This is a genomic window from Salipiger sp., assembly GCF_059781815.1.
The window spans coordinates 1-23,463 of the sequence record NZ_JBYNAH010000016.1 but is presented as its reverse complement, the minus strand read 5'-3'; the positions used below and the strand labels follow the sequence as shown (position 1 = coordinate 23,463).

The following is a 23,463-nucleotide window of genomic DNA, read 5'->3' as shown; positions in this document are numbered from 1 at the left end:
TCATTAGGCCGGTCCCGCCCGCCGCAGCAGCGGGACCGCCACCACCAGCGCGATGCCCGCCGCCGACAGCGCGATCACGGGCGTGTTGGAGACCTCGAGATTGGCGACGATGACGCCCATATAGGCCCAGCCCACCCCGAAAGCGTAAGCATAGGATCCGGGCCGCAGCCACAGCACGAAACCCGCGATCGCGAAGAGCAGCGTGAGCAGCACCAGCGCCGCCGCTTGCGCGCTCATGACGCCGTAGCCGCTGAGGCTCGCCCCCATGGCGACGCCCGCCGCCGCGGTCAGCCAGCCCGCGTAGAGGCCGACAGGCCCCCGCGCCGTCAGAGCGTGCGGCGCGCGCATCAGCGCCTCGGTGGCGGCGGCGGCCATGAAGATGATCATCACCGTGGCCAGCACCGGCTGCCACTGCGCGGCCACGACCCAGAACATGCCAAGCCCGAGGCTCACCGCCAGCGGCGCCCGCATCGGCTGCCAGTCTGGATCGAGCCGGTGACGCCAGAGGCCATAGCCCGCGCTGGCGATCAGCAGCAGGAAGATCACCCCCCAGATCGAGAACGCCCAGCCCACCGGCTGCACCGGCCAGAACGACTGCACCACCGGGAATTGCGTCGGCGAAAAGCCGGGAAACCCGCCCGTCACCGTGGGCGAGAGCGCGAAGGCGAGCGCCAGCAGCAACACCAGCGGCGCCAGGGCCCGGCTCATTGCACCAGCTTGCGGGTCAGCCGCATCGAGATTGCGTAGGGCAGCATCCGCAGCAGCTTCAGCGACAGCGTCAGCCGGCGCGGGAAATGCACCTCGAAGCGCTTGCCGTCGAGCCCCTTGACGATGCGGTTCGCCGCGTCCTCCGGCTGGATCACCGCCGGCATGTCGAAATCGTTCTTCGCGGTCAGCCGCGTATCGACGAAGCCGGGCGAAATCATCCGCACGTTGACGCGCGGCGCCAGCTCGGCACGCAGGCTTTCCACGAGGTTGATCACCCCGGCCTTGGAGGCGGAGTAGATCTGCCCCTGCGGCAGCCCGACATAGCCCGCGACCGACCCGGTCAGCGCCAGATCGCCGCCATCGCACAAGAGCGGCTCGGCGACGCGGGCGAAGTGGAAGGTGCCGGTGAGGTTCACGGCAACGATCTTGGCGGCAAAGTCCAGGTCGATCTCCATCACCTTGCCGGGATCGTAGAGCGCCGCCAGCGTGATGGCGCGGTCGAGCAGCCCGCCCTCGGCGATCTTGTCCGCCGCCGCCTGCAGGCTCCCGAGATCGGAGACATCCGCCGTCACCACCTCGGCGCCGCCGATTTCGTCGGCCAGCTTGTGCAGCGGCTCCTCCGAGCGCGCCGAGAGCACCAGCCTCGCACCGCGCCGTGCATAGGCGCGGGCCAGTTCGGCGCCGATTCCGTCGGAGGCGCCCATGATCCAGATGCGCGGTGCCTCAGGCATGGGCCAGCCGGTACTGGTGCACGTTGGTGCGCCCGGTCTCGAACGAGGCGATGCAGGCGGCGAGGTAGAAGCGCCAGACCCGGATGAAGCCCTCGTCGAAGCCGAGGGCACGCACCTCGGCCAGCTTGGCGTCGAAGCGGGCCAGCCAGTCGCGCAGGGTGCGGGCGTAATCGAGCCCGAAGGCGTGGTTGTCCTCGACGCGCAGCCCGGCCTTGCCGGCGACCTCCTCGAAGACCGGCGGCGAGGGCAGCATGCCGCCCGGGAAGATGAAGCTGCGGATCATGTCGCCGCCGGCGCGGTAGCGGTCGAAATAGCGGTCGGCCACGGTGATGGTCTGGATCATCGCCCGGCCCTTCTGGCTCAGCACGTGGGCGACCTTCTCGAAATAGGTCGGCCAATAGCGCTCACCCACCGCCTCGAACATCTCGATCGAGACCACGTGGTCGAAGGTGCCGTACTCGTCGCGGTAATCCTGCAGCACGATCTCGGCCTCGCGGCCCAGACGCTCGCGGGCGAAGCTGGCCTGCTCATGCGAAAGCGTCAGCCCCTTGGGCGCGAAATCCCCGCGCTGCATGGCTCGCTCGGCAAAGCCGCCCCAGCCGCAGCCGATCTCGAGCACCCGCCCCGACTGCGCGCCGAGCCCGTCGAGGATGCGGTCGTACTTGCGGTGCTGCGCCGGCACCAGCGGATCGGCACTGGCCGCGTCCTCGGGCGAGAAGATCGCCGAGGAGTAGGTCATCGTCTCGTCCAGCCAGAGCTTGTAGAAATCATTGCCGAGATCGTAATGCGCCTGGATGTTGCGCCGCGAGCCGCGCTTGGTGTTGCGGTTGAAGATGTAGAGCGCCCGGATCAGCAGGCTCTGCCACGCGCGGCCATAGAGGAACGGCTCGAGCGCCTCCTCGTTCTTCAGCCCGAAGACCAGGAAGGCGGCGAGATCGCGGCTGTCGCACCAGCCGTCGCGATAGGCCTCGGTGAGCCCCACATCGCCCTTCGCTGCCGCCGCCGGCACCGCGCGCCAGTCGGCGATGGTCAGGTCCGCCGCGGGCCCCGGCTGCCGGCCCTCGAAGTGCCGCACCTTGCCGTCCGGCGTTGTCAGCTCAAGACTTCCATACTCGATCTTGTCGAGAGAACTCAGCAGTTTGCTTTCGATCTGGCGTTCAAACATCGTGCCCCACATTCCCTGTCGCTTCCGAACCTCGCCGCGCGAGCTGGTCTGGTTTCGAGATAACGCGGACGCCCCGCAGAACAAGTTTCAGCGCCTGCCAATGGATCAGCGCAATCACCTTCTGCGCCTGAAAGGCGTGGCGCCACTTGGCGCGGGTCAGCGCAGAGCGGGTCAGCGCCCGCGCCGGGCCGCTCATCGAGGTCTGAAGCTTAACCTCTCCGCCCTCGCCGATCCAGTCGACCCAGGCACCGAAGCGGTCGGGGCCGGGATCGAAGCGGAAGATGTACTGCCCCTCGCGCGGCAGGAAGGGCGAGACGTGAAAGATCTTCTGCCCGGTGATCCGGTCCGAGCGGTCGATGGGGCGGTTGTCGGGGTGGTGGCAGAGATAGAAATGCCGCTCGCCAAAGGTGTTCGACACCTCCGCCAGCACCGCGCGCAGCCCGTCTCGGTCGCGCGCCAGCCAGAAGCTCACCGGGTTGAAGCCGTAGAACGGCGAGCGCGGCATAGTGACCAGCGTCACCTCGCAATGGGCCAGCCCCACGGGGGCCAGCTGGGACCGGATGAAGGCGCCCATCGAGGCACCATCGCGCTGGCCGTAATCGCCCGGCCGAACCGACCAGAGGCCGCGCCTGTCGGGCCGGATCGGCAGGCGCTGCTCCTCGAAATCGTCCACCGGCAGTGCCAGATAGCTGGCACGGTAGCGGAACTCGCGGTCGACATCGCCCTTGCGGGCATGCCAGATCCGGCAATCCACCAAGGCGCCCTGCCAGAGATCGGTCATTCCGCCGCCTCCAGCGTGCCCTCCGCCTCGACCGAGGCGCTGCCGCCCCAGGGATCGGCGCCGAGCGGCCAGTCGATGCCCATCGCCTGCGCCACCCGCAGCGCCGAGAGCACGCCGTCCTCGTGGAAGCCGTAGCGCGTCCAGGCACCGGCATAATAGACCCCGCCGCGGCCCTGGATCTCGGGCAGGCGCGCCTGCGCCGAGAGCGTGGCCGCGTCGAATTGCGGGTGGTTGAGTACCGCCTCGTCATGGACATTCACCGGCTCGATCTCGGGGTTCAGCGTGACGATCAGCGGCCGGTCGGTGCCCAGCGGCTGCAGCCGGTTCATCCAGTAGGACAGGCTGATCGGGCGGTCGGTGAGCATCTGCTCGGCCTCGGTGACATAGTTCCACGAGGACCAGATCTTGCGCGTGCGCGGCATCAGGCGCCTGTCGGAATGCAGCACCATGCGGTTGGGCTCTGTGCGGAAGGCGCTCAGGATCGCGCGTTCCTGCGGGTCGGGCCGATCGAGCATCTCGAAGCTCTGCGGCGCATGCGTCGCCATCACCACCCGGTCGAAGCGCTCCTCTCCGCGCGCGCTGGTCACGATCACACCCTCGCCATCGCGGCGCACCTGCCAGACCGGGCAGCCGAGCCTCAGCTCGGCCTGCGTCGCTTTGAGGATCGCCTCGACATAACGCGCCGAGCCGCCCTTCACCGTCAGCCATTGCGGCTGGTCGTTGACCGTCAGCAGGCCGTGGTTTTCGAAGAACCGCACGAAGCTCTCGGCGGGAAACGCGAGCATGTCTTGCGTCGGCGTTGACCAGATCGCGCCCGAGATCGGCATCAGGAAGCGGTCGCGGAACTCCTGCCCCAGCCCCATCGCGGCGATCAGCTCGCCGATGCTGGCGCCGGGTTTGACGTGGTCGGGCGCGCCATTGAAGAAGCGCAGGATGTCGCGGATCATCCGCCAATGCCCCGGGTCGGCCAGCCGCCGCGGCTGCGCGAAAAGGTCGAGCGTGCGGGTGGTGCCGTATTCCAGCTTGCCGCCGCCAAAGCTCGCGGCAAAGCTCATGTCGCTCGGCGCAAGCTCGACGCCCAGATGCTCGAGCATCGGGATAAACAGCGGATAGGTGCGCCGGTTGCAGACGATGAAGCCGGTATCGACCGAGACCCCGTCGACCTCCGCCGTGCGGGCATGGCCGCCGGGCCGGGCATCGGCCTCGAAGATGGTCACGTCTTGATGTGGCGCCAGCAGCCACGCGCTGGCCAGCCCCGAGATGCCGCTGCCGATGACGGCGGTCTTCAACCCTGCAGTTGTCACCCTAACCTCGCTCTGTCATTGTCACGATGGAAGAGACGGAGCGGGCGCAGAAAAAGTTTCGCCCCCCGCGGAAAAAACGTCCTGCGGAGCTGCGCGACCCGTCATGACCACCCAAACCGCCGATCTTTCGGACCTTCTGGCCCGCGTCGCCCTGCGCGACCGCAGCGCGTTCAAGGCGCTCTACGATGCGGCGGCACCGAAGCTTTTCGCCATCTGCCTGAAGCTGCTGAAGGACCGGCGCGAGGCCGAGGACGCGCTGCAGGAGGTCTTCGTCAAGATCTGGCACAGTGCCGACCGCTTCGCACCCGACGTGGCCAGCCCCGCCGCGTGGCTCAACACCGTGGCGCGCAACCACGCCATCGACCGTCTGCGCGCGCTGCGCAGCGGCGCCTATACGCTGGACGCCGCCGAGCAGGTCGTCGATCCCGGCCCTGACCCCGAGGCCGCGGCGATCACGCGGTCGGAAGGACGCCGCATCGAGGGCTGCATGGACGGGCTGATGCCCGAGCGCGCAGAGGCGGTGCGGCTTGCCTATGTGGAGGGGGAAAGTTATCTCGAGCTCTCCGAGCGCTACTCGGTGCCGCTCAACACCATGCGAAGCTGGCTGCGCCGCAGCCTGATCCAGCTGCGGAATTGCCTCTCGCCGTGACCGACCTTTCGACAGACGACATCGCCCTCGCTGGGGAATACGTGCTGGGCACCCTCGACGCCGCGACGCGCGGCGCGGTGGCGGCGCGGATCGCGCGTGATACGGCGTTCGCCGCCGAGGTGGCGCTCTGGGAGGCCCGCCTCGATCCTCTGAACGATGCGTTGTCCCCGGTCACGCCGCCTGCCGCGGCGTGGCGCGGGCTGGAGGGGCGGCTGTTTCCCGAGGCACGGCGTGCGTCGCCGTGGCGCTGGATCGCCGCGGCCGGGGCGCTCTCAACCGCGATGCTGGCGGCGGTGCTGTGGTTCGGCGCGCCGCTGGGCACCGTGCCGGGGCCGCTCTGGGTCTCCGACATGGTCTCGGAGGACGGCGCGGTGCGGCTGGCCGCGCTCTACGACGAGGCGCGCGGCGAGATGCGCGTCTCGGTGGGCGGCGAGCCTGCGTCCGAGGGCCGAGACTTCGAGCTCTGGCTGATCGCAGGCGAAGCCGCGCCGATCTCGTTGGGGGTGATGCCCGACGCCGGTCAGGCGGCGATGCCCATCCCCGAGGACCTGCGCCCGCTGATGCTCAACGCCACCCTGGCGATCACCGACGAGCCTTCGGGCGGCGCTCCGGGCGGGGTGGCCACCGGCCCGGTGGTGGCGCTGGCGGCGCTGCGGCGGATTTAACCCGTATCGCCTGTTCAACGCTCGATCTCCGCCCCGGCGCGGAATCAAGGCCGCAGGCCGCCGCGCCATCGCCGGCCCGCCCCCCGGGCTGGCGATTTGGTTAGGCTGGGTGAGACATGTTGGGGTCCTTCGGACTTGGCAGGGATAAACCGAGAGGATCGACCGCCGGATCGCCACCCCGCGGGCCGGCGATGGCGCGGCGGGCGTCACCCGCTGGCAAGACCTCAGGCAGAAGACCGGCAAGCGCGCCCGCCGGTCTGCGAATATCAGTTCGGCAGCGCTCCGCAGAAGCCGCCGGAGGCCACGGCCCCCGAGCCCAGCGCAAAGGCGGCGGGCGCCTGGTAGGGGTTCAGCTCGGCGCTGGCGAGGTCGAAGCCGACCAGCAGCACGACGAAGGCGAGCGCCAGCGAGGCGGTAAAGGCCCGGGTCATGTCCGCGCCTCCAGTCCGAGGATCGGGCGCAGCTTGATGCCGTAGAACGCGCCGCCGAAGGCCGCAATGAACCACACCCAGCCGTGCAGGCTGCCGGTGGAGATGCCCGAGAAGAACGCCCCCACGTTGCAGCCGAAGGCCAGCCGCGACGAGTAGCCGAGCAGGAAGCCCGCCACCACCGTCGCCACCCAGGCCCGCGCCGGGTAGCCCGGCAGCGCCGCCGACAGCGCGCCACGCCGCCATGCCGCGACGCCGAAGGCGCCGAGGATGATGCCGATATCGGTGAGCGAGGTGTAATCGGTCAGCACGCTGGCCTGCACCCGCTCCATCGAGCCCGGTGCGGCCCAGAAGGTCGAGGCCGAGAGGTCGCCGCCCAGCGCCGAGAAGCCCTTCGCGGCCCAGAGGCCGAGCCCGTAGACCACGCCCCAGGGCTGGCCCGCGACCACGAGGTTGCCGATCGCCAGCGCCGCCAGCACCAGCGCCGCGATGGCGTGGCGGCGGCTCAGCTTGACCGCGCCGGGGGCGGCGCGCCACAGGAACAGCGCCACCGCCAGCGCGATCAGCACCAGCGTGATGATCAGCCCCGTGGTGCCGCCGAAGGTGATGATCGGCAGCGCGCCGAGATCGGTCCACCAGATCAGGTTCCACGCGCCGGCAAAGCTGCCCAGCGCGAAGAAGGGCAGCGCCAGCAGGCTCACCGGGTTGCCGCTGCCGGCATTGACCAGCGTGCCTGAGCCGCAGCCCAGCACGATCTGCATGCAGGCGCCGAAGACGAAGGCGCCGCCGATCATCGCAAAGCCCACCGGGGCCTGCGCGCCGACCAGCTCGCCGGGATGGCTGGCCAGCAGCGGGATTGCCACCACCGCGACCACCGCGATCGACAGCAGCTGCGCGATCACCCCGGAGGGCTCGCGGCGCAGGATCATCGCCCGCCACGGGCCGGCAAAGCCGAAGCGCATGCCCTCGAGCGCGATGCCGAAGCCAAGCCCGATGGCCAGCATCATGCCATAGCGCGCTCCGGCAAAGAGCCCGACCAGCGCCACAACGACAAGCGCGCCGAGCAGCAGCCCGGCGCGTTTCGACCAGCCCCCGGCGGCGAGCGCCGGGGTGTCGGGGGTTGCCGTCTGGCTCATCCGTTGCCGCCGGTGAACTGGTTGATCAGGTTGCGGATCAGGCCCGGTGCATTGGCCATCTCGCCGCCGCTCTTCGAGTACTCGACCATCGAGCCCGGGTAGAGCTTGACCCCTTCGAGCTGCGCCAGCTCGCTCAGCGCGAACCAGTTGGTCGCCGCCCAGTGGCCGGTGTTGCAGAACGACACGACCTCTTCGTCACCGCTGAGCCCCAGCGCATCGCGCAGCGCGGCCGCGTCGGTGACCTGGCCGATGGCGGTGGCCCCGGACTGGAAGAAGCGGGTGTAGGGGTAGTTGACCGCGCCCGGCAGGGTGCCCGGCTTGGCGGCGGCGCCATGCGCCTTCTTGCCGAGGAAGAAATCCTCGGGGCGCGAGTCGACCAGCACAGCGTCGCCGGTGCCCTCGACCACGGCGGTCACCTCTTCGGTGTCAGCGGTCCAGGTGTCATCCCAGGTGATCGACAGCTCGGACGGCTGCGGCTCGACCGCCTCGGTCGAGACCGGCAGGCCGGCATTCACCCAGGCCTGCGCGCCGCCATTGAGGATCGACAGCTCGGTGAAGCCCGAACTCTTCAGCGTCCAGTAGACGCGGGCCGCGGCGCCGAACTCGGTGTCGGTGGCGCCCTGGGTGACGATCACCACCGGCTCACCGGGTTCGAGCCCCAGCGACTCGTAGGTGGTTTCGAGCTTTTCGACCGGCACGAGCTGGCCGGGGTTCTCCGCCGGGCCGCGGAACAGGCCATAGGGGGCCGAGACGGCGCCCTCGATATGGCCCTCGCCATAGGCCTCGCCCCGGATATCAAGAACCAGCGGCGCGTCTTCGGATTTCAGCGCGGCATCAAGTTCGGGCGCGGCGATCAGCGGGCCGAGCGGCGCGGCAAGAGCGGCAGAGCCCATCAGGGTGGCAGCGGCGGTGGCAAGGCCAAGAATCTGGTGTTTCATCGCAAAATGTCTCCTTTCGCGGAATCTTGAGGCCTTACTTGGCCCAATGCGGCGCTGCTGCAAGGGCGAAGCCGCTGCCGCTGCCGGACAGGCGCGGAACAAAGGTCCACCGTCCCCGCGCCGCATGGGACAGGGCGCAGGGGATGCGGCGCAGCAAGAACGCTCTCCCACGGTCACGTCCAGATATGTGAATTTGTTCTTATTGATCGACAAAGCCTCGCCGGGACGGGAAATCCTTCCCTCCGCCCTGCCCGCCCGGAGACGTGCTGCACGCCATCTGAAGGGCACAGGACAGAACCTCGGAAGAGACGCGGACCAATCGCCGCAGAGGCTCTGCGCTCGGCAAACGCGGATAGACAAGCGCCCTGCCTTCCCTCAGGTTGTGCATGTGATTGAACAGGCAGGAAACTCTCCTGCCAGACCGCATCGATAAGGACCGGCCCATGACATTCCGCGCAACCTTCCTGGTCTTCGTGCTGGCAGCGGCCCTGTCGAGCCTCGGCCTTCCCGCGCTCGCCCATACCGGCAGCGGCTACGGCGGCGGCTTCGTCAGCGGCTTCACCCACCCGATTCTCGGCTGGGACCACGTCGCCGCGATGGTTGCGGTGGGCCTCTGGGGCGCGTTCCTCGGGGCGCCGGCGATCTGGCTGCTGCCGGTGGTCTTCCCCATCGTCATGGCCTTCGGCGCGGTGCTCGGCATCCTTGGGATTCCCGTCCCCGCCATCGAGACCGGCATCGCGCTCTCGGCGGTGGTACTTGGCCTGATGATCGTGCTGGCGGCACGCCCGCCGCTCTGGGTCTCGGCGGTTCTGGTCGGTGCCTTCGCCATCTTCCACGGCTATGCCCACGGGACCGAGCTGCCGGCCAGCGCCAATGCCTTTGCCTTCGCAGTGGGCTTTGTCATCGCCACCGGCCTGCTGCACCTGATCGGCATCGGCTTTGGCCTGCTGGTGAAGTGGCCCGCCGGTCGTATCGCGGTGCGCGGGGCCGGGGCCCTGATCTCGCTCGCCGGCATCGGCTTCCTGACCGGCGCCGTCTGAGCATGCGCCGGAGACATCTCGGCTGGGCCGCCCTCGCGGTCCTGCCGAGCCCTGCCCTCGCGCATTACCCGGTGCCGGGGATCGAGGGGTTCTACACCGGCATCGCACACCCCTACACCACCCCGGCGCAGGCGCTGACGGTGGTCGGGCTCGGCCTGCTGATCGGTTGGCTGCCGCCGCAGCGCGCGCGCAATGCCTTTGTCGCGATCCTTGCCGCCATGCTGGCCGGGATCTTCCTCGGCGGCGGACCGAAGCCCTATGACATGGTGCTATACCTCATCGCCTTTTCCGCCTGCGCGCTGTCGGCGCTGCTGCCCGGCAAGCTGCCGCCGCTGGTGCTGGCGATCTCGGCACTCGGCGGCTGGGCGCTCGGCGTCGTCTCGCTGCCCGAGCCGGGCCCGACGATGGACCGCGTGGTCACCACCTCGGGCGCGGTGCTCGGGGCAAATCTCGGTCCGTTCTGCCTCTACGGGCTGAGCCAGTTCCTCCGGGACCGCCGTCCGCAGGCGTGGCTCGCCATCGCCTTCCGGGTGACCGGGGCCTGGCTCGCGGCGATTGCGCTGGTAATGGCCGCTCTCAGCACCGTCGCGGCCCCGGCTCCCGCTTGATCCAGACCTCTCCGCGTCCCTGTCACTGCGGCAGCTCTTGCAGAGACAGACATGCAGCAACGGGCTCCGCCCCGTGCCGCGACGATCGGCCCGGAACGGACCGCATTGAAATCTCTGGACCGATCACAGCGGTTCTATACAGTCCTGAGCAGACTGAGACTCGCCGGTAGCGCGAAATCTCCGACGAGCCCACTCAACGCGCCAGCGCGACCGATTTCAGTGAGAGAGGGATTCATCGTGACACGCCATTTCGCCAAATTGCTTCTGTCCACAGCGCTGCTGGCCACGCCGCTTGCGGCGCAGGTGACCACCGACGCCGGCACCATCACCCCCGAGAAGATCGAGCGCTTCTTCAACCAGCCGGGCTATTCGCCCTATGCCGGGCGCAGCTTCCCAAGCCGCCCGCTCTGGGGCGAGCAGCACCTGCACACCTCGTGGTCGCCCGATGCGTTCGGCGCCGGCACGCGGGTTGGCCCGGACGAGGCGCTGCGCTACGCCAAGGGCGAGGAGATCACCTCGAGCACCGGCCAGCAGGTCAGGCTCTCGCGCCCCTATGACTGGATGGTGGTGGCGGATCACTCGGATGCCCTCGGCGTGGTCGCGAGCATCTACGCCGGTGACCCTAAATTCATGTCGGACCCGACCCTGAAACGCTGGCATGACGGCATGCAGCAGGGTGGAGAGGCCGCCACCGCGGTGGTCATGGAGATGATTACCCTGCAGGGCGAGGGCAAGGTCCCCGAAGCGATGACCGACAAGGACACGCAGATGGACATGTGGCAGAAGATGACCGAGATCGTCGAGGGCCACGACGACCCCGGCATCTTCACCGCGCTGATCGGCTATGAGTGGACATCGAATTACGGCGGCGGCAACAACCTGCACCGCAACGTGATCTACCGCGACGGCAAGGCGCTGGCGGATCAGGTGCGCCCGCTGACCACCTTCGACACCGAGATCCCGAACGAGCTCTGGGACTGGATGGCGGCGTTCGAGGACAAGACCGGCGGTCGGCTTCTGGCCGTCCCGCATAACGGCAACCTGTCGAACGGGCTGATGTTCGCCACCGAAACCCCGGACGGCCAGCCGATCGACGCCGAGTGGGCCGCCAACCGCGCCCGTTGGGAGCCGCTCTACGAAATCACCCAAAGCAAGGGCACCTCGGAGCAGCACCCCTCGCTCGCCCCCTCGGACGAGTTCGCGGATTTCGAGATCTGGGACAAGGGCAACCTCAACGTGGTGCTCAAGGAGCCCGGCATGCTCGACTACGAGTATGCCCGCGAGGCGCTGAAGCGCGGCCTCAAGCTCGAGGACGAGTTCGGTGCCAACCCGTTCAAGTTCGGCCTTCTGGGGTCGTCGGACGACCATACCGGCATCTCCTCGACCGAGGAGAACAACTTCTTCGGCAAGTTCCCCGCCTCCGAGCCCGGGCCCGAGCGGTCGACCGGCAACGCCTTCGATTTCGAGGGCCGCACGGTGAAAGACTGGAAGCTCGGCGCGTCCGGCCTGACCGCGGTCTGGGCCAACGAGAACACCCGCGCCTCGATCTGGGACGCGATGAAGCGCAAGGAGGTCTACGGCACCACCGGCACCCGCATCTCGGTGCGGTTCTTCGGCGGCTGGGCGTTCGGCGAAGCGGATGCGCTGGGGCGCACCCCCGCCACCATCGGCTATGCCAAGGGCGTGCCCATGGGCGCCGACCTGATGCCGGCCCCCGAGGGAGCCGAGGCGCCGACCTTCCTCGTCGCGGCGCTGAAGGATCCGTTCTCGGGCAATCTCGACCGCATCCAGATCATCAAGGGCTGGGTCGATGCCGAAGGCGAGATGATGGAAAAGATCTTCGACGTGGTCTGGTCCGGTGACCGGGCCCCGGGCGACGACGGCAAGCTGCCACCGGTGGGCGATACGGTCGATGTCGGGAATGCCACCTGGACCAACACCATCGGTGCGCCCGAGCTCATCACGGTCTGGAGCGACCCCGAGTTCGATCCGGCGCTCGACGCGTTCTACTATGCCCGCGTGATCGAGATCCCGACCCCGCGCTGGACCGCCTATGACGCGGCCTATTTCGAGGACTCGGCCTTCACCGACGACGTGCCGATGACGGTGACCGAGCGCGCCTACACCTCGCCGATCTGGTATTCCGCTGGCCAGTGAGCCGCGCCCACGGCGCTGCCGGTCCAGACGATCAAGGCCGGAACGCCGCGAAGTTTTAGGCCTAGCGGCAAAATACTGCTATCTTTCAATTAATTAGACCCCCTGGGGCTACGATGCCCCCGGGGCCCAACGCCAGGCATTCACCTGATCATGCGGAGGTTCAAATGAACACCATTCTGAAAACTGCTAGTATTGTCGCACTCGCCGGCGCGCCGGCTCTGGCCGAGGAGACGGTCACGCCGGAAAGCTACATCCGGGCCGAGACCGACATGGCGTTCGCGCAATTCCAGCTCAACGCCGGAAGCGACGTGAATCGCTTCTATTACATCCGCAAGCCGACCCCGCTCGACGCCCAGTCCGTGGTGCGGATGAACCGGGACACGCTCTATGCCGGGTCGGTCGTCGATACCGAGGGCGGCGCGACGATCACCATCCCGGAATTTCCCGACGACCGGTATTTCTCGATCCTCGTGATCGACAACGACCACTACGCCCCGGCGGTGTTCTACGAGCCCGGCACCTACGAGATCCCGGACGACACCAAATACGTCTCGCTGATCATGCGGATCCAGATCATGGACCCGGCCGATCCCGAAGATGTGGCCCTGGTGAACGAGATGCAGAACAGGTTTCTCATCGACGCAGCGAGCCACGACCTCTTTCCCGAACCACAATGGGACGTGGAGAGCATGCTCGCGCTGCGCACCGGCTATGAGGCCGAGTTCCAGAAGTTCAGCCAGTACGAGCCGGACTGGATGGGACCGCGCGGCGAGGTCAACGAGGAGACCCGTCATCTTGCCATGGCCGGTGCCTGGGGGCTCTTTCCCGAGAAGGACGCGGTCTACATCAACTATACCGGCCCGTCCTCTGCCGAGGCCTGCTACACCGCCACCTATGAGGTGCCGCCAAACGATGCCTTCTGGTCGATCACGGTGTACGGGGCCGACGGGTTCATGGAAAGCGACACCAACATCGTCAACGATCGCAACGTGACGCTGAACGACGATGGCACCTTCAGCGCGTATTTCGGCTCTGAAGAGCTCTGCGGAGACAAGCCCAACCGGGTCGATATCAGCGAGGGCTGGAACTTCCTGATGCGAATCTACCGCCCCGGCCAGGCGGTGCTCGACCGGAGCTACACCCTGCCGGAGGTCGAGGAGGCGTCCTGAGGCCGGGATGCCCCCGCCGGTTGCGCCGCCTGCGCGACCGGCAACAGGAGGCGCAGCGGCGTCGCGCTCCGAGTCGGAGTGCAGCCAGCGACCCTGTCTGATGCCGAGAAACGAACAAGGCGCCCCGAGGGGCGCCTTGTTTCATTGGTCGGAGTGAGAGGATTCGAACCTCCGGCCCCTGCCTCCCGAAGACAGTGCTCTACCAGGCTGAGCTACACTCCGACCGTGGCGGGCGGAATACCCCAGCCCGCCGACCTTGGCAAGGGTCATTGCGCGGTCTTTTGCACGGTTTTCTCGCGCCGCCGCATCGCCCTCAGAAGCGGCCCGATGCGCAGGCTGGTGCCGGTCTCGAAGCGGGTGCGGGTGCGCAGCACCGGCGTGTTCTCGGACGACTTCCCCCGACCCTCGCGCAGCACGATATAGACGCCCGAGCCGATGATCAGCACCGCGCCCGCCAACGTCATCCGGTCCGGCCATTCGTCGAAGATCAGCGCGCCGTAGAGCGTCGCCCAGAGCAGCTGCGAATATTGCATCGGCGCCACGATCACCGCCTCGCCGGCGCGGTAGGCCGCGATCAGCACGAAGGACGCGATCAGCGCCAGCACCGCCATCACGCCGACCCCGCCGAGATGCTCGATGGGCATCGGCCGGTAGACGAAGGGCAGCGCGATGGCCATCATCACGAAGTTGGTCATCATCGGGTAGAGCAGCAGCACCACCGAGCGCTCCTCGTGGCCGATCTTGCGCACCACGATGGACGACAGCGAGCCGCAGCAGGCCGCCACCAGAGCCGCCGCATGGCCCAGCGTCAGCTCGGTCGCGCCCGGACGCAGCACCACGATCACCCCGGCAAGGCCCACCAGCACCGCGATCCAGCGGCGCAGGCGCACCTGCTCGCCGAGGATGGGAATCGCCAGCACGGTGATCAGCAGCGGCTGCGCGAAGATGATGGCGTAGGTCTGCGCCAGTGGCAGCACCGAGAAGGCATAGAAGGCGCAAAGCCCGGTGATCACCGCCGAGACGGTGCGCAGCGCCGTCCACCACGGGTGGATCGGCCGGAGGTGGCCCGGCGTGGTGTCGCGGATCAGCATGAGGCTGACCAGCGGGAAGCTTAGCAGCACCGAGAAGAACACGATCTGAAACGGGCTGTAGACCGCACCAAGAAGCTTCACCACCACGTCATGGGCAGAATAGAGCGCGAAGGAGAGCAGCGCGAAAAGCGCGCCTTTGGCATTGTGTCCCATGGTGGTGATCAGCTCTAGAAGAAGGAGATGAATCGACCCTTACACTGGTTTTGCGCCCCAACAAGAGGTCGCTGCGTCCCCGCGCCACGCTTGCGGCGGATTTGCGCGAATGCGATGATTTCGCGGGAGATCATGGCATGAGCATCGAGGTTCTGAGCCTTCTCGGCGGCATCGGGCTGTTCCTCTTCGGGATGCAGTCGATGACCGGCGCGCTGCGCGAGCTCGCCAGCCGGCAGGTGCGCGCTATCCTCGCCCGATTCACCACCTCGCCGCTGACCGGGGCGCTCTCGGGGGCCGCGACCACCGCCGTCATCCAGTCTTCCTCGGCCACCATGGTGACGGTGATCGGCTTTGTCGGCGCGGGGCTGATGAGCTTCCCGCAGGCCATCGGGGTGATCTATGGCGCCAATGTCGGCACCACCATCACCGGCTGGATCGTGGCGCTGCTCGGGCTGAAGCTCTCGCTCGGCACCATCGCGCTGCCGGGGCTGCTGCTGGGCGCACTGACCGCGACCATGGCGCGCGGGCGGCTGGCGCGGCTCGGCACGCTGCTCGCCGGGTTCAGTCTGGTCTTCATCGGGCTCGACATGATGAAGGACGCCACCGCCGGCTTCGAGAGCTGGCTCTCGCCCGAGATCCTGCCGGCCGACAGCCTCGGCGGCCGCGCGCTGCTGCTGTTGCTCGGCGCGGCGGTGACCATCGTGATCCAGTCCTCGAGCGCCGGGGTGGCGACGACGCTGGTGCTGCTCTCCTCCGGCGCCATCACGCTGGGACAGGGGGCGGCGCTGGTCATCGGCATGGATGTGGGCACCACCTTCACCGCGATTCTCGCCACCGTGGGCGGCTCGCGCGACATGCGCCGCACCGCTATCGCCCACACCGCCTACAACATCGTTACCGGCGCCGTGGCCTTCGCCCTGCTGGGGCTGATCGTGCCGATGCTGTCGCGGGCCTTCCCACCACAGGATCCTGCCGCGCTGGTCACCTTCCACACGCTCTTCAACATCATCGGGGCCGCGGTGATGCTGCCGCTGACCGCGCCCTTCGCGCGGCTGATCGAGCGCCTCGTGCCCGGGCGCGGCGCGGCGCTCACCGAATCGCTCGACCGGCGGCTGCTGGGCGACGCAAACGCCGCGATGGATGGCGCCGAGACCTGCGCCGACCGCATCCTGCGCGAGATGTTCCGCGCCGGCGGGCACTATCTCCAGCCGCAGGGCGGCCCGCTGCCCTCGGGCGCGGTGATGCGGCTCGAGCCGGCGCTCGACGACCTGCACGCCTTCCTGTCGCAGATCTCGGTTGCCCCTGACGATGCCCACGCGACCAACCGCTACGCGGCGCTCTTGCACCAGTATGACCACATGAGCCGCCTCGCCCACCGGCTCACCCGCGAGGACCAGATGCGCCGCCTGCTGCTTGATGTGGGGTTGCAGCGCCCGGCGCTGGCGCTCGGGGCCGCGATGCGCCGCGCCGCGCTGCGCCCGAGCCGCATGGATGCGGCGGCGCTCGACCGGCTGGCGCGGCTGATCGAGGGGCGCACGCAGAGGCTGCGGCGCTCGGTGCTGCTGCGCGAACATGCGGGTCTCGTGGAGGTGCGCGACCTGTTCGGCCTGACCGACGCCATGCGCTGGCTCAGCCACGCCGCCCATCACGCGGCGCGCGCGGTGCATTACGGCGAGCTGGCCGCGCTCGACCGCCCCGAGATGCCGGTCGCCGACCGGCTGCAGGTGGCGCCGGCCGAGCCGGACTGAGCCCCGCAGACGACAACGGGCGGCCCTGTCCGGGGCCGCCCGCGTATGTATCAGATACCGGCCCTTTCAGGCGCGGCAATGCCTCAGAGGCTGGCGTCGAGCGCCGCGAGGATCGCGTCACCCATGCCCGAGGTCGAAACCGGGGTCACGCCCTCTTCGCCCAGCAGGTCGGCAGTACGGACACCGTCGGCCAGCACCTGCTCGATGGCTTTCTCGAGACGCTCGGCCTCGGCGCCCTGGTCGAAGCTGTAGCGCAGCGCCATGGCGAAGGAGAGGATGCAGGCGATCGGGTTCGCCTTGCCCTGGCCCGCGATGTCCGGCGCCGAACCGTGCACCGGCTCGTAGAGCGCCTTGGGACGGCCGTTTTCCATCGGCGCGCCAAGCGAGGCCGAGGGCAGCATGCCGAGCGAGCCGGTCAGCATCGCGGCGGCGTCCGACAGCAGGTCGCCGAACAGGTTGTCGGTGACGATCACGTCGAACTGCTTGGGCCAGCGGCAGAGCTGCATAGCACCGGCATCGGCATACATGTGGCTCAGCTCGACCTCGGGGTATTCCTTGCCGACCTCGGTCACCACCTCGCGCCAGAGGATGCCCGATTCCATCACGTTGGCCTTCTCCATCGAGCAGACCTTCTTGCCGCGGCGCATCGCCAGCTCGAAGGCCGAGCGCGCGACGCGGTCGATCTCGCTCTCGGTGTAGCGCTGGGTGTTGATGCCGACGCGCTCGTTGCCCTCTTCGATGATGCCGCGCGGCTCACCGAAATAGATGCCCGAGGTCAGCTCGCGCACGATCATGATGTCGAGACCGGCGACCACGTCCTTCTTCAGCGACGAGAAATCGGCCAGCGCGTCGAAGCACTGGGCCGGGCGCAGGTTGGCGTAGAGATCCATCTCCTTGCGCAGGCGCAGCAGGCCGCGCTCGGGCTTCACCGAGAAGTCGAGAACGTCGTATTTCGGGCCGCCCACGGCACCGAGCAGGACGGCGTCGACCTCCTGCGCCTTGGCCATGGTGTCGTCATGCAGCGGCGTGCCGTGCTTGTCATAGGCCGCGCCGCCCACGAGGTCTTCGCTCACATCGAAGGCGAGGCCGCGCTTGTCGCCGTACCAGTCGATGATCCGGCGGACCTCGGCCATCACCTCGGGGCCGATGCCGTCGCCCGGCAGGATGAGAAGCGAAGGGTTGCTCATGGGAATATCCTCTCCTCGGAATGTCCCGAACCCGGTAGCCGCTGGGGCCGGAATGGTCAAGAAAGGCTGGGGTCGGAGGCGCCCTGTCAGGGCATCTCGAGCGTCACCCAGACCAGCCGGTGCCGCTGCCCCGCGACGGCCGGGCGCACCCCGGCATCCCGGACGTGCAGCCCCGCGGCAGGCAGGATGTAGCTCACCCGCATCGGGCCGGTCTGGTCCCACGTCACCGTCGCCTGCCCCGGCAGCGGATCCTGCAGACGCGGATCGTCGAGCAGGTCACGGATCTCGTGGCGCAGCCCCTCGCCACGTTCAGGGTCGAGATTGGCGTTGCCGATCAGCACCGGCCACTCGGGCGGCGCACCGAAGGCGCCGTCGAGATAGCGCCGCCAGAGCGCCAGCTCGTCGGCGTTGCGGCGGCCGTTGCGATCCTCCGGCCCGTCGAAAACCGGCGGCGTCGCGTTCCAGGCCAGCAGGCTCGGCCCGCCCTCGACGCCGAGGGCCCAATGCGCGTCCGAGGACAGGCGCTGGACGTCAGGCGCCGGATCCTTCGCGCCCATCCGCGTGCCGGGCAGATCGCGCCAGAGCAGCCCGGTGAAATCCGCCTCCAACCGCAGCGGGCGCGTCGACAGCACCGCCATGCCTCCCTGCCCCGAGAACAGCCCATAGCCCTGCGCATCGCGCGGCCCGCCCAGCCGCCCGTCCCCGTCGAGATCGAGGCGGGTGGGCAGGCCGGTGTTGGGGCGCTGCGCAACGCGATGCGGATAGGCGAGCCCCGCGCCCTCGAGCCGCTCGGCCAGAGCGCCCAGCGCGACGAGGTCGTGATCATAGTCGATATCGGTGAGCAGCAGCACATCCGGCGCGACGGCGACAATCTCGGCCACGAGCTCTGCGTCCTCGCCCTTGCGCAGATCGCGCAACAGCAATCCGGGGCCATCGCGCGAGAGGTCGGCATGCCAGGTGGCCAGCCGCAGCGGCTCGGCCAGCAGCGGCAGCGTCAAGAGCAGCGTAAGAAGGAGGCTCAGACCGCCTGCAGATCCGCCTGCGCATAGGCGCGGCGGCGCTTTTCCTCGATCAGCTCGGCGATGCGCATCAGCGCCACACCGCGCATGATCAGGCTTGCCGGCAGGAAGGCCCATGCGCTCGTGATCCAGATCAGGCTGTGGACGTTCGCCAGGGAGATCGGGGCAAACGCCTCGGACGCCAGTTTCATCAATGCCGGGATCAGGAATGGCAGAAGAAACCCTAAGGCGATGTTAACGTGCGCGTCCCGCTTGAGCCGGCGCAGCACGTCTCCGCCCGCGGTCGGATCGAAAAGCGGCAGGTTGACCCAGAAGTTGAAAGCCCCCTTGCGGATCGGCCAGTTCAGCACCCGCACGATGAGAACGAAGGCCACCATCGCGACGATCGACACGAGATAGGCGAGGCCCGCGTGGCTGCGGACCATCTCCACCTGTTGCACGGACAGCTCGCCGGACACGCCAAGCACCATTAGCCGCACCGGCGAATAGGGGAAGTCGAGCATATCGCCGACCCCTTGCCCGAGGTCGCGCAGCGATTGGCTCAGCGCCGAGGGATAGACCTCGCCGCGGCAGATCAGGGTGAGAATCAGCACCGTCGCAAAGAGCGCCAGGAAACGCAGCCGGTTGAACGGCGGCGCATCGCGGAACTCGATGATCGAGGGATAGTCGCCGATATACTCGACAAAGGTCAGCAGGGCGCCGACCAGCGCCAGCAGCGCGATCATCTGGGTCGCGTCCGCCGTGGTCTGCGGCAGCAGCAACGCCGGCATCGCGATCAGCAATGCAATAAGGACGGCGCGCGCCCCGGCTTTCACCATACGCTTGATCAATGGTCCTGCCCCTTTGGTCCGGCCGGGTACGATTCGTTGCCGCACACCTGATTTCGCCGAACGCCGCCACTTGGACGGTATGCCTCATTATTGCCCAATTTTTGCCTACTTTCCCGAGCTGCGGCAAGGATCCATCAAGCAAAGGACCGCAATTCGGGCCGTTTCGTGTTCAGATCGGTGCGTTTTTGCATCAGACACGGTCCGATTGTGGCGCAGCTGTTCGCACCCACAAGATATGGGCCTGAGCCCCACGAAGCACGGTCGGGCCGAATTCGAGAAATGTTTGACCTACCGCAAGGTCTTAGACCGTGGAAAGGTCTTTACCGGCCCCGACAGATGAGAGCGGAACAGGAGGGACTAGAACATGCACCAGGCAATCAGCATGCAGGAGGCTGTGGAGATGATCCCCGACGGCGCCCGCGTGATGCTCTCGGGCTTCATGGGCGTTGGCACGCCGGACGGCATCGTGCGCGCCCTCGCCGAATCCGGCAAGCGCGACCTGACGATGATCGTCAACGATGCCGCGCGGCCCCATACCGGGGTCGGCCCGCTGGTCAGCGCCGGCTGCGTGAAGAAATTCATCGGCAGCCATATCGGCGTGAACCCGGTGGTGCAGGAGAAGATGCAGGCCGGCGAGCTCGAGGTCGAGCTGGTGCCGCAGGGCACCTTCGTCGAACGCATCCGGGCCGCGGGCATGGGGCTTGGCGGCATCCTCACCCCCACCGGGCTTGGCACGCTGATCGCCGAGGGCAAGCAGACCGTCGAGGTCGAGGGCAAGACCTACCTGCTCGAGCCGCCGCTGCGCGCCGATTTCGCGCTGATCGCGGCGCGGACCTGCGACTACGTGGGCAATCTCGCCTACATGCTGTCGGCGACGAACTTCAATCCGATCATGGCGCTGGCCGGCGACGTGGTGATTGCCGAGCCGGAAGAGATCGTGCCGGTGGGGGTGATCCCGCCGGATGCGGTCAAGACCCCGGGCGTGCTGGTGGACCATGTGATCAAGAGGGCTGCGTGATGCGAGATTTTCAGACCATGGACCCGAAGGAAATCATCGCCCGGCGGGTGTCGCTCGAGATCCGGCCCAAATCGCTGGTCAATCTCGGCATCGGCATCCCGACGCTGGTCTCCGACCATCTCGACGAGAGCCTCGGCGTGTTCTTCCAGGCCGAGAACGGCGTCGTCGGCATGGGCCACCGGCCACCCGAGGGCATGACCGACCGCCACCTCACCGATGCCGGCGGCACCTTCGTCTCGGCGGTGCCCGGCGCCTCGATCATCGACAGCGCCTTTTCCTTCGGGCTGATCCGTGGCGGCCACCTCGACCTGACGGTGCTGGGCGGGCTGCAGGTGGATGCGAAGGGGCATCTCGCCAACTGGATGATCCCGGGCAAGTTCGTCCCCGGGATGGGCGGCGCGATGGACCTGGTGACCGGCGCCAAGAAGGTCATCGTGGCGATGATCCACACCGCCAAGGGCAGCTCCAAGATCGTCCCGGAATGCACCCTGCCGGTGACCTCGCAGCGCTGCGTCGACCTGATCGTGACCGAGCTCGCGGTGATGCAGCCGCGCGCGGACGGGCTGCACCTGCTCGAGACCGGCCCGGGCGTCAGCGTCGATCAGGTTGTCGCGGCCACCGATGCGGAGCTGGTGATCGGGGACGACGTACCCGAGATGGACCTGTCGCGCACCGGCTGAGATTGATCGGATCGCCGGGGCGATCCGACCGGGAGGGGGCGCTGCCCCCGTCGCCTGCGGCGACTCCCCCGGGATATTTCAGGCCAGAAGAAGCATGGAGCGGAGCGCTCCTGTCTTCTTCTGGCCAAAAATATCCCCGCCGGAGGCAGGCCGGGCAGAAACAGAGGCGCGAGGCGTCAGAAAAGAGCAAAGGCGGGGACACGCGATCCCCGCCTTCTTGTTTTCTCGGTCGCGCCGGGCTCAGACCCAGGGGCGGCTCTGTTCGGCCTGCGCCTCGAAGCTGTCGATCGCGCCGACCTTCGCCATGGTCAGGCCGATATCGTCGAGCCCTTCCAGCAGGCAGTGCTTCTTGAAGCTGTCGATCTCGAAGCGGAATTCCTCGCCGTCCGAGGTCGTCACCACCTGGTTCTCGAGATCCACCGTCATGCGGGCGTTGGCGCCCTTCTCGGCGTCCTTCATCAGCACGTCCACGGCTTCCTGCGGCAGCACGATGGGCAGCATGCCGTTCTTGAAGCAGTTGTTGTAGAAGATGTCGGCGAAGGAGGTGGAGATCACCGCCTTGATGCCGAAATCCGCCAGCGCCCAGGGTGCGTGCTCGCGCGAGGAGCCGCAGCCGAAATTGTCGCCCGCGACGATGATCTGGGTCTCGCGATAGGCCGGCTTGTTGAGCACGAAATCGGGGTTTTCCGAGCCGTCATCAAGGTAGCGCATCTCGTCGAACGCGTGCACGCCGAGGCCGGAGCGCTTGATCGTCTTCAGGAATTGCTTGGGGATGATCATGTCGGTGTCGATGTTCACCAGCGGCATCGGCGCCGCGATCCCGGTGAGCTTTTCGAATTTTTCCATCTCGGGGTCCTTTCGGAGGGCGGAACCGGGGCCTCGGGCCTCGCGTTGTCCGCCAGGATAAACCAGGAGTTCAGCTATGTCTTACGGCGAAGGCACAAAGGTCGCATGGGACTGGGGCAACGGCACCGGGACCGGTACGGTCGTGAAGAAGTACACGCGCAAGACCACCCTCAAGATCAAGGGCAGCGAGGTCACGCGCGACGCCTCCGAAGACCAGCCGGCCTACCGGATCGAGCAGGAGGATGGCGACGAGGTGCTGAAGTCGGAAACCGAGCTTCGCAAGGCCTAGTCGCCCCCTGTCCGGTCCGGTCGGAACCGGCCCCATCCCAGCGGCCTCAGGCCTCGACCGGCGCGTCCATCAGGTCGCGCACGTCGGTCAGGTGGCCAGTGATCGCCGCTGCCGCCGCCATCTGGGGCGACATCAGGTGGGTGCGTCCGCCCTTGCCCTGACGGCCTTCGAAGTTGCGGTTCGAGGTCGCCGCGCAGCGCTCGCCGGGAGCCAGCTGGTCGGGGTTCATGGCAAGGCACATCGAGCAGCCCGCCATGCGCCATTCAAACCCTGCGTCGATGAAGATCTGGGCCAAGCCCTCTTCCTCGGCCTGGGCGCGCACGAGGCCGGAGCCCGGCACCACCATGGCGCGCATGCCATCCTTGATCTTCTTGCCCTTGAGGATCGCCGCCGCGGCGCGCAGGTCCTCGATGCGGCCGTTGGTGCAGGAGCCGATGAACACCGTGTCGATCTTGATGTCGGTGAGCTTCTGGCCCGCCTCGAGACCCATATATTGCAGCGCGCGCTTGGCCGCCTCGACCTTGCCGCCGGTGAAATCCTCGGGGGACGGCACGGTCGACGAGATGCCGAGCACGTCCTCGGGCGAGGTGCCCCAGGTCACGACGGGCTCGATGTCTTCGCCGCGGATGGTGACGACCTTGTCCCAATGCGCGTCGTCATCGGAGTAGAGCGTCTTCCACCACGAGAGCGCCGCCTCGAACTGGGCGCCTTTCGGGGCGTGCGGACGGCCCTTCACATACGCGAAGGTGGTCTCGTCGGGGGCGATCAGGCCGGCGCGGGCGCCGCCCTCGATGGCCATGTTGCAGACCGTCATCCGGCCTTCCATCGACAGCGAGCGGATCGCCTCGCCGCAATATTCGATGACATAGCCGGTGCCGCCGCCGGTTCCGGTATGGCCGATGATCGACAGGGTGATGTCCTTGGCGGTGACGCCCGGGCGCAGCTGGCCGGTGATCTCCACCTTCATGTTCTTCGACTTCGACTGGATCAGCGTCTGCGTGGCGAGCACGTGCTCGACCTCGGAGGTGCCAATGCCATGGGCCAGCGCGCCGAAGGCGCCGTGGGTCGCGGTGTGGCTGTCGCCGCAGACCACGGTCATGCCCGGCAGGGTCCAGCCCTGTTC

General features: G+C 67.8%; 24 protein-coding genes and 1 tRNA gene. 10 read left to right on the top strand and 15 right to left on the bottom strand.

Translation table 11 applies throughout. The annotated features are described in order from the left end of the window. Nucleotides 1–3: 3 nt before the first annotated feature. The 5 genes from AC6RA4_RS03370 to AC6RA4_RS03350 are packed head-to-tail and all read right to left on the bottom strand — an operon-like array spanning nucleotide 4 to nucleotide 4,689. On the bottom strand, nucleotides 4–708 hold the full coding sequence (locus AC6RA4_RS03370; protein ID WP_500157390.1) for a TspO-related membrane protein: 705 nt from the start codon (nucleotides 706–708) through the stop codon (nucleotides 4–6). Beyond that, nucleotides 705–1,439, bottom strand: a complete 735-nt coding sequence (locus AC6RA4_RS03365) for an SDR family NAD(P)-dependent oxidoreductase (protein WP_500157388.1) — start codon at nucleotides 1,437–1,439, stop codon at nucleotides 705–707. The genes AC6RA4_RS03370 and AC6RA4_RS03365 overlap by 4 nt, the downstream gene beginning before the upstream one ends. After that, nucleotides 1,432–2,604: a class I SAM-dependent methyltransferase gene (locus AC6RA4_RS03360; RefSeq protein ID WP_500157387.1), complete on the bottom strand. Its 1,173-nt coding sequence runs from the start codon at nucleotides 2,602–2,604 to the stop codon at nucleotides 1,432–1,434. The genes AC6RA4_RS03365 and AC6RA4_RS03360 overlap by 8 nt, the downstream gene beginning before the upstream one ends. Next, the gene (locus AC6RA4_RS03355) at nucleotides 2,597–3,385 is read right to left on the bottom strand and encodes a DUF1365 domain-containing protein (protein ID WP_500157385.1); all 789 of its coding nucleotides are present in this window, start codon (nucleotides 3,383–3,385) and stop codon (nucleotides 2,597–2,599) included. Before AC6RA4_RS03355 ends, AC6RA4_RS03360 begins: the two co-directional genes overlap by 8 nt. Beyond that, nucleotides 3,382–4,689 (bottom strand): NAD(P)/FAD-dependent oxidoreductase, encoded by a 1,308-nt coding sequence (locus AC6RA4_RS03350; RefSeq protein WP_500157383.1) that lies wholly within the window; start codon nucleotides 4,687–4,689, stop codon nucleotides 3,382–3,384. Before AC6RA4_RS03350 ends, AC6RA4_RS03355 begins: the two co-directional genes overlap by 4 nt. A gap of 103 nt (nucleotides 4,690–4,792) precedes the next feature. On the opposite strand from AC6RA4_RS03350, the gene AC6RA4_RS03345 reads away from it, so the two are divergent. Together AC6RA4_RS03345 and AC6RA4_RS03340 are read left to right on the top strand one after the other, a co-directional pair. Next, nucleotides 4,793–5,338 (top strand): sigma-70 family RNA polymerase sigma factor, encoded by a 546-nt coding sequence (locus AC6RA4_RS03345; protein ID WP_500157382.1) that lies wholly within the window; start codon nucleotides 4,793–4,795, stop codon nucleotides 5,336–5,338. Beyond that, complete coding sequence (locus AC6RA4_RS03340) at nucleotides 5,335–6,003, top strand: anti-sigma factor (RefSeq protein ID WP_500157380.1); 669 nt, start codon at nucleotides 5,335–5,337, stop codon at nucleotides 6,001–6,003. The genes AC6RA4_RS03345 and AC6RA4_RS03340 overlap by 4 nt, the downstream gene beginning before the upstream one ends. A gap of 266 nt (nucleotides 6,004–6,269) precedes the next feature. On the opposite strand, the gene AC6RA4_RS03335 is transcribed toward AC6RA4_RS03340, so the two are convergent. From AC6RA4_RS03335 to AC6RA4_RS03325, 3 genes are read right to left on the bottom strand one after another with little or no spacing between them, the layout of a single operon-like run. Beyond that, entirely contained in the window at nucleotides 6,270–6,434 is a 165-nt protein-coding gene (locus AC6RA4_RS03335) for a hypothetical protein (protein ID WP_222602617.1), read from the bottom strand. Then, nucleotides 6,431–7,567 (bottom strand): YeeE/YedE family protein, encoded by a 1,137-nt coding sequence (locus tag AC6RA4_RS03330; RefSeq protein ID WP_500157378.1) that lies wholly within the window; start codon nucleotides 7,565–7,567, stop codon nucleotides 6,431–6,433. The genes AC6RA4_RS03335 and AC6RA4_RS03330 overlap by 4 nt, the downstream gene beginning before the upstream one ends. Beyond that, nucleotides 7,564–8,505, bottom strand: a complete 942-nt coding sequence (locus AC6RA4_RS03325) for a sulfurtransferase (RefSeq protein WP_500157376.1) — start codon at nucleotides 8,503–8,505, stop codon at nucleotides 7,564–7,566. The genes AC6RA4_RS03330 and AC6RA4_RS03325 overlap by 4 nt, the downstream gene beginning before the upstream one ends. A 443-nt stretch (nucleotides 8,506–8,948) precedes the next feature. Here AC6RA4_RS03325 and AC6RA4_RS03320 point away from each other — a divergent pair, with 443 nt between their 5' ends. The 4 genes from AC6RA4_RS03320 (at nucleotide 8,949) to AC6RA4_RS03305 (ending at nucleotide 13,479) form a co-directional block, all read left to right on the top strand. Beyond that, a complete protein-coding gene (locus tag AC6RA4_RS03320) occupies nucleotides 8,949–9,545 on the top strand; it encodes a HupE/UreJ family protein (RefSeq protein WP_500157374.1) in 597 nt (198 codons plus the stop codon). A gap of 2 nt (nucleotides 9,546–9,547) precedes the next feature. Beyond that, entirely contained in the window at nucleotides 9,548–10,153 is a 606-nt protein-coding gene (locus AC6RA4_RS03315) for a HupE/UreJ family protein (RefSeq protein WP_500157372.1), read from the top strand. Nucleotides 10,154–10,390: 237 nt separating this feature from the next. After that, entirely contained in the window at nucleotides 10,391–12,310 is a 1,920-nt protein-coding gene (locus AC6RA4_RS03310; protein WP_500157371.1) for a DUF3604 domain-containing protein, read from the top strand. Nucleotides 12,311–12,474: 164 nt separating this feature from the next. Continuing rightward, nucleotides 12,475–13,479 carry a DUF1214 domain-containing protein gene (locus AC6RA4_RS03305; RefSeq protein ID WP_500157370.1) on the top strand — a complete coding sequence of 335 codons (1,005 nt, stop codon included), beginning with the start codon at nucleotides 12,475–12,477 and terminating at the stop codon, nucleotides 13,477–13,479. 145 nt (nucleotides 13,480–13,624) lie between these two features. Here the strand turns inward: AC6RA4_RS03305 and AC6RA4_RS03300 are convergent. Together AC6RA4_RS03300 and AC6RA4_RS03295 are read right to left on the bottom strand one after the other, a co-directional pair. After that, nucleotides 13,625–13,701: transfer RNA gene (locus AC6RA4_RS03300), tRNA-Pro, on the bottom strand. A 44-nt stretch (nucleotides 13,702–13,745) separates the two neighbouring features. Continuing rightward, the gene (locus tag AC6RA4_RS03295; protein ID WP_500157368.1) at nucleotides 13,746–14,723 is read right to left on the bottom strand and encodes a DMT family transporter; all 978 of its coding nucleotides are present in this window, start codon (nucleotides 14,721–14,723) and stop codon (nucleotides 13,746–13,748) included. 137 nt (nucleotides 14,724–14,860) lie between these two features. On the opposite strand from AC6RA4_RS03295, the gene AC6RA4_RS03290 reads away from it, so the two are divergent. Then, nucleotides 14,861–16,471, top strand: a complete 1,611-nt coding sequence (locus AC6RA4_RS03290; protein WP_500157366.1) for a Na/Pi cotransporter family protein — start codon at nucleotides 14,861–14,863, stop codon at nucleotides 16,469–16,471. Between the two features lie 83 nt (nucleotides 16,472–16,554). Here the strand turns inward: AC6RA4_RS03290 and leuB are convergent, their stop codons facing one another. From leuB to AC6RA4_RS03275, 3 genes are all read right to left on the bottom strand, one after another. Then, a complete protein-coding gene (gene leuB, locus AC6RA4_RS03285) occupies nucleotides 16,555–17,658 on the bottom strand; it encodes a 3-isopropylmalate dehydrogenase (RefSeq protein ID WP_500157364.1) in 1,104 nt (367 codons plus the stop codon). Between the two features lie 86 nt (nucleotides 17,659–17,744). After that, nucleotides 17,745–18,650: an endonuclease/exonuclease/phosphatase family protein gene (locus tag AC6RA4_RS03280; RefSeq protein ID WP_500157406.1), complete on the bottom strand. Its 906-nt coding sequence runs from the start codon at nucleotides 18,648–18,650 to the stop codon at nucleotides 17,745–17,747. 26 nt (nucleotides 18,651–18,676) lie between these two features. Beyond that, nucleotides 18,677–19,495 carry a hypothetical protein gene (locus AC6RA4_RS03275; RefSeq protein WP_500157404.1) on the bottom strand — a complete coding sequence of 273 codons (819 nt, stop codon included), beginning with the start codon at nucleotides 19,493–19,495 and terminating at the stop codon, nucleotides 18,677–18,679. Between the two features lie 376 nt (nucleotides 19,496–19,871). Here AC6RA4_RS03275 and AC6RA4_RS03270 point away from each other — a divergent pair, with 376 nt between their 5' ends. Together AC6RA4_RS03270 and AC6RA4_RS03265 are read left to right on the top strand one after the other, a co-directional pair. Further along, on the top strand, nucleotides 19,872–20,525 hold the full coding sequence (locus tag AC6RA4_RS03270; RefSeq protein ID WP_500157362.1) for a CoA transferase subunit A: 654 nt from the start codon (nucleotides 19,872–19,874) through the stop codon (nucleotides 20,523–20,525). After that, nucleotides 20,525–21,205, top strand: coding sequence for a 3-oxoacid CoA-transferase subunit B (locus tag AC6RA4_RS03265; protein ID WP_500157360.1), 681 nt, complete (start codon nucleotides 20,525–20,527; stop codon nucleotides 21,203–21,205). The genes AC6RA4_RS03270 and AC6RA4_RS03265 overlap by 1 nt, the downstream gene beginning before the upstream one ends. 240 nt (nucleotides 21,206–21,445) lie before the next feature. Here the strand turns inward: AC6RA4_RS03265 and leuD are convergent, their stop codons facing one another. Then, the gene (gene leuD / locus AC6RA4_RS03260; protein ID WP_500157358.1) at nucleotides 21,446–22,051 is read right to left on the bottom strand and encodes a 3-isopropylmalate dehydratase small subunit; all 606 of its coding nucleotides are present in this window, start codon (nucleotides 22,049–22,051) and stop codon (nucleotides 21,446–21,448) included. A gap of 76 nt (nucleotides 22,052–22,127) precedes the next feature. Between leuD and AC6RA4_RS03255 the strand changes: the two genes are divergently transcribed. Then, nucleotides 22,128–22,340: a hypervirulence associated TUDOR domain-containing protein gene (locus tag AC6RA4_RS03255; RefSeq protein WP_500157356.1), complete on the top strand. Its 213-nt coding sequence runs from the start codon at nucleotides 22,128–22,130 to the stop codon at nucleotides 22,338–22,340. A gap of 46 nt (nucleotides 22,341–22,386) precedes the next feature. Here AC6RA4_RS03255 and leuC read toward each other — a convergent pair. Beyond that, a partial coding sequence (leuC, locus tag AC6RA4_RS03250) for a 3-isopropylmalate dehydratase large subunit (protein ID WP_500157354.1) occupies nucleotides 22,387–23,463 on the bottom strand: 1,077 nt, incomplete at its 5' end.

What these genes read in the sequence shown, in the direction of transcription:
- AC6RA4_RS03355 (WP_500157385.1), bottom strand. Translation starts at nt 3,385, where the DNA reads ATGACCGATCTCTGGCAGGGCGCCTTGGTGGATTGCCGGATCTGGCAT.
- leuD (WP_500157358.1), bottom strand. Translation starts at nt 22,051, where the DNA reads ATGGAAAAATTCGAAAAGCTCACCGGGATCGCGGCGCCGATGCCGCTG.
- AC6RA4_RS03370 (WP_500157390.1), bottom strand. Translation starts at nt 708, where the DNA reads ATGAGCCGGGCCCTGGCGCCGCTGGTGTTGCTGCTGGCGCTCGCCTTC.
- AC6RA4_RS03270 (WP_500157362.1), top strand. Translation starts at nt 19,872, where the DNA reads ATGCACCAGGCAATCAGCATGCAGGAGGCTGTGGAGATGATCCCCGAC.
- AC6RA4_RS03365 (WP_500157388.1), bottom strand. Translation starts at nt 1,439, where the DNA reads ATGCCTGAGGCACCGCGCATCTGGATCATGGGCGCCTCCGACGGAATC.
- AC6RA4_RS03330 (WP_500157378.1), bottom strand. Translation starts at nt 7,567, where the DNA reads ATGAGCCAGACGGCAACCCCCGACACCCCGGCGCTCGCCGCCGGGGGC.
- AC6RA4_RS03305 (WP_500157370.1), top strand. Translation starts at nt 12,475, where the DNA reads ATGAACACCATTCTGAAAACTGCTAGTATTGTCGCACTCGCCGGCGCG.
- AC6RA4_RS03265 (WP_500157360.1), top strand. Translation starts at nt 20,525, where the DNA reads ATGCGAGATTTTCAGACCATGGACCCGAAGGAAATCATCGCCCGGCGG.
- leuB (WP_500157364.1), bottom strand. Translation starts at nt 17,658, where the DNA reads ATGAGCAACCCTTCGCTTCTCATCCTGCCGGGCGACGGCATCGGCCCC.
- AC6RA4_RS03290 (WP_500157366.1), top strand. Translation starts at nt 14,861, where the DNA reads ATGAGCATCGAGGTTCTGAGCCTTCTCGGCGGCATCGGGCTGTTCCTC.
- AC6RA4_RS03255 (WP_500157356.1), top strand. Translation starts at nt 22,128, where the DNA reads ATGTCTTACGGCGAAGGCACAAAGGTCGCATGGGACTGGGGCAACGGC.
- AC6RA4_RS03295 (WP_500157368.1), bottom strand. Translation starts at nt 14,723, where the DNA reads ATGGGACACAATGCCAAAGGCGCGCTTTTCGCGCTGCTCTCCTTCGCG.
- AC6RA4_RS03275 (WP_500157404.1), bottom strand. Translation starts at nt 19,495, where the DNA reads ATGGTGAAAGCCGGGGCGCGCGCCGTCCTTATTGCATTGCTGATCGCG.
- AC6RA4_RS03315 (WP_500157372.1), top strand. Translation starts at nt 9,548, where the DNA reads ATGCGCCGGAGACATCTCGGCTGGGCCGCCCTCGCGGTCCTGCCGAGC.
- AC6RA4_RS03335 (WP_222602617.1), bottom strand. Translation starts at nt 6,434, where the DNA reads ATGACCCGGGCCTTTACCGCCTCGCTGGCGCTCGCCTTCGTCGTGCTG.
- AC6RA4_RS03320 (WP_500157374.1), top strand. Translation starts at nt 8,949, where the DNA reads ATGACATTCCGCGCAACCTTCCTGGTCTTCGTGCTGGCAGCGGCCCTG.
- AC6RA4_RS03345 (WP_500157382.1), top strand. Translation starts at nt 4,793, where the DNA reads ATGACCACCCAAACCGCCGATCTTTCGGACCTTCTGGCCCGCGTCGCC.
- AC6RA4_RS03325 (WP_500157376.1), bottom strand. Translation starts at nt 8,505, where the DNA reads ATGAAACACCAGATTCTTGGCCTTGCCACCGCCGCTGCCACCCTGATG.
- AC6RA4_RS03360 (WP_500157387.1), bottom strand. Translation starts at nt 2,604, where the DNA reads ATGTTTGAACGCCAGATCGAAAGCAAACTGCTGAGTTCTCTCGACAAG.